General features: G+C 74.8%; 2 protein-coding genes. Both read right to left on the reverse strand.

The genetic code is table 11. The features are described from left to right. Positions 1-1,817, reverse strand: a 1,817-nt coding sequence (locus tag AB0N04_RS38475; protein ID WP_363365770.1) for a type I polyketide synthase, incomplete at its 3' end; no start/stop codon positions are given. A 117-nt stretch (positions 1,818-1,934) separates the two neighbouring features. After that, positions 1,935-2,779, reverse strand: an 845-nt coding sequence (locus AB0N04_RS38480) for a beta-ketoacyl reductase (RefSeq protein WP_363365772.1), incomplete at its 5' end; no start/stop codon positions are given.

The following is a 2,779-nucleotide window of genomic DNA, read 5'->3' on the forward strand; positions in this document are numbered from 1 at the left end:
GCGCAGGCGTGGATGTGGTCGCGGAAGGCGGGGGAGTGGGTGAGCAGGGCGCGGCCCATGCCGATCCATTGGGAGCCCTGGCCGGGGAAGACGAACACGGTGCGGGTGTCGGTGGTCCCGGCCGTCCCGGTGAACAGGGCGCCGTGCGTCCGTCCTTCGGCGAGGGCGTCGAGGGCGTCGCGTAGGTCGGTGGGGTCGGTGGTGACGACGGCGGCGCGGTGGGGGTGGGCGGTGCGGGTGGTGGCGAGTGCGTGGGCGGTGTCCGCGGGGAGGGCGCTGGTGGTGTCCAGGTGCGCGCGCAACCGGGCGGCCTGCCCGCCGAGCGCCGCCGCGTCACGGGCCGAGAGCGGCCAGATCAGGGGGGTGCCGGGATCCTCGGCGGTCTCGGTGGGGTCGACGGCCGCGGTGGTCTCACCGGGTTCGGTGGGTTCGGTGGCGGGGGCCTGTTCGAGGATCAGGTGGGCGTTGGTTCCGCTGATGCCGAAGGAGGAGACGGCGGCGCGGCGGGGGCGTCCGGTGTCGGGCCAGGGCTGGTGCTCGGCGAGGAGTTCGACCCGTCCGGCCGTCCAGTCCACGTGCGGGGAGGGCGCGTCCAGGTGCAGGGAGCGGGGCAGTTCGCCGTGTCGGAAGGCCTCGATCATCTTGATCACCCCGGCGACGCCGGCCGCGGCCTGGGTGTGACCGATGTTCGACTTGATCGAGCCGAGGTAGACGGGCACCTCGCGGTCCTGCCCGTAGGTGGCCAGGATCGCCTGGGCCTCGATCGGGTCGCCGAGCGTGGTGCCCGTGCCGTGTGCCTCGACCGCGTCGATCTGGGTGCCGGTCAGTTCGGCGTTGGCCAGGGCCTCCTGGATGACCCGGCGCTGGGACGGCCCGTTGGGGGCGGTCAGCCCGTTGCTGGCGCCGTCCTGGTTGACGGCGGAGCCGCGGATGACGGCGAGCACCGGGTGCCCGTTGCGGCGGGCGTCCGACAGTTTCTCCAGGACCAGCACGCCGACGCCCTCGGAGAAGCCGGTGCCGTCCGAACCGGCCGCGAACGGCTTGCAGCGGGCGTCCGGGGCCAGGCCCTTCTGCCGGCTGAACTCGGTGTAGACGCTGGGCCGGGCGATCACGGTGGCGCCGCCGGCCAGGGCGAGGGAGCTCTCGCCGGTGCGCAGCGACTGCAGGGCGTAGTGGATCGCGACCAGTGAGGAGGAGCACGAGGTGTCCACGGTGACCGCCGGGCCCTCCAGCCCCAGCACGTACGCCACCCGGCCGCTGGCCACGCTGGTGGTGTTCCCGGCCAGGAAGTAGCCCTCGTACTCGCCCGGGGCCTCGCCCGCCCGGGGTGCGTACTCCTGTGCGATGAGCCCGGTGAACACCGCCGTGCGGGAGCCGCGCAGGCCGGTCGGGTCGATGCCCGCCCGCTCGAGCGCCTCCCAGCTGGTCTCCAGCAGGAGCCGCTGCTGCGGGTCCATCGCGGCGGCCTCGCGGGCGCTGATGCCGAAGAAGGCGTGGTCGAAGTCGGCGGCGCCGTGCAGGAACCCGCCCTCGCGGATGTACGTCGTCCGGGGCTGCTCGGGGTCGGGGTCGTAGAGGGCGTCGAGGTCCCAGCCGCGGTCGTCGGGGAAGGGGCCGACCGCGTCCACGCCGTCCGCGACCAGCCGCCACAGGTCGGCCGGTGACTCGACCCCGCCGGGGAAGCGGCAGCCGATGCCGACCACGGCGACCGGCTCGTGGTCACGGGCTTCGGCCTCGCGCAACCGTCGCTTGGTCTGGCGGAGTTCGGTGGTCGCGCGCTTGAGGTACTCGCGCAGGGTCTCCTCGGTGCTGGCCATCTGTGGCGTCTCTCCCTTGGCGTGGGTCGGTTCGGTGGTTCGGCCGCCGGGGCCCGTCCGGCGGGATCCGCCCGGACGGGCCCTTGGTCCGGGCCGCGGTGCGCTGGTGAACTCCGGTCAGTCCGAGCCGAGTTCGCGTTCGAGCGCGCTGAGGAGCTCGTCGTCGTCGGCGCTGTCGAGGTCGACGGCGTCCTCGTCCTCGTCGGTGGAGTGCCGGGCGTCGTCCCAGCCGCGCAGCAGGGCGCGCAGGCGGGCGGTCACCTCGCTCCGGCCGCGGGGTCCGGGCCCGCCCTCCGGGTCGCCGTCGGCGAACTCGCCGAGCAGTTGCTGGAGTCGGGCGATCCCGTCCAGGACGGCCGCGTTGGCGGAGGCCGGTTCGGGGGCGAGTTCGGCGAGCACGGCGGTGGCCAGTTCTTCGGGGGTGGGGTGGTCGAAGACGAGGGTGGTGGGGAGGTGGAGTCCGGTGGCGGTGCGTAGGCGGTTGCGGAGTTCGACGGCGGTGAGGGAGTCGAAGCCGAGGTCCTTGAAGGGTTGGTCGGCGCCGAGCCTGCTGGGGTCGGGGTGGGCGAGGACGGTGGCCGCCTCGCCGCGCACCAGGTCGAGGACGACGCGCCGCTGCTGGGCTCCCGGCAGCCCGGTGAGCCGCTCCTTCAGGTCCGGCCCGGCCGTCGCGCGCCCGCCGGGGGCCGCCGCGGCCGCCTTGCGCAGGGGGGCCCGCAGCACGTCGCGCAGCAGGGCCGGCACCTCGCTCGCGCCGCCCCCGTCCAGCCGGAGCGCGGTGACCACCGGCAGGTGTGCGGCGAGGGCGTCGTCCAGCAGCGCCAGGCCCTGCTCGGTGCTGAGCGGCAGGACGCCGCCCCGGCTCATCCGGGTGTGGTCGGCGTTGGTGGTGAGGGTGCTGGTGTCGTGCCAGAGGCCGTAGGCGATGGAGGTGGCGGGTTGGCCGTGGGTGTGGCGGTGGT

Origin of the sequence: Kitasatospora sp. NPDC051702 (assembly GCF_040681575.1) — a bacterium.
GTDB lineage: Bacteria > Actinomycetota > Actinomycetes > Streptomycetales > Streptomycetaceae > Kitasatospora.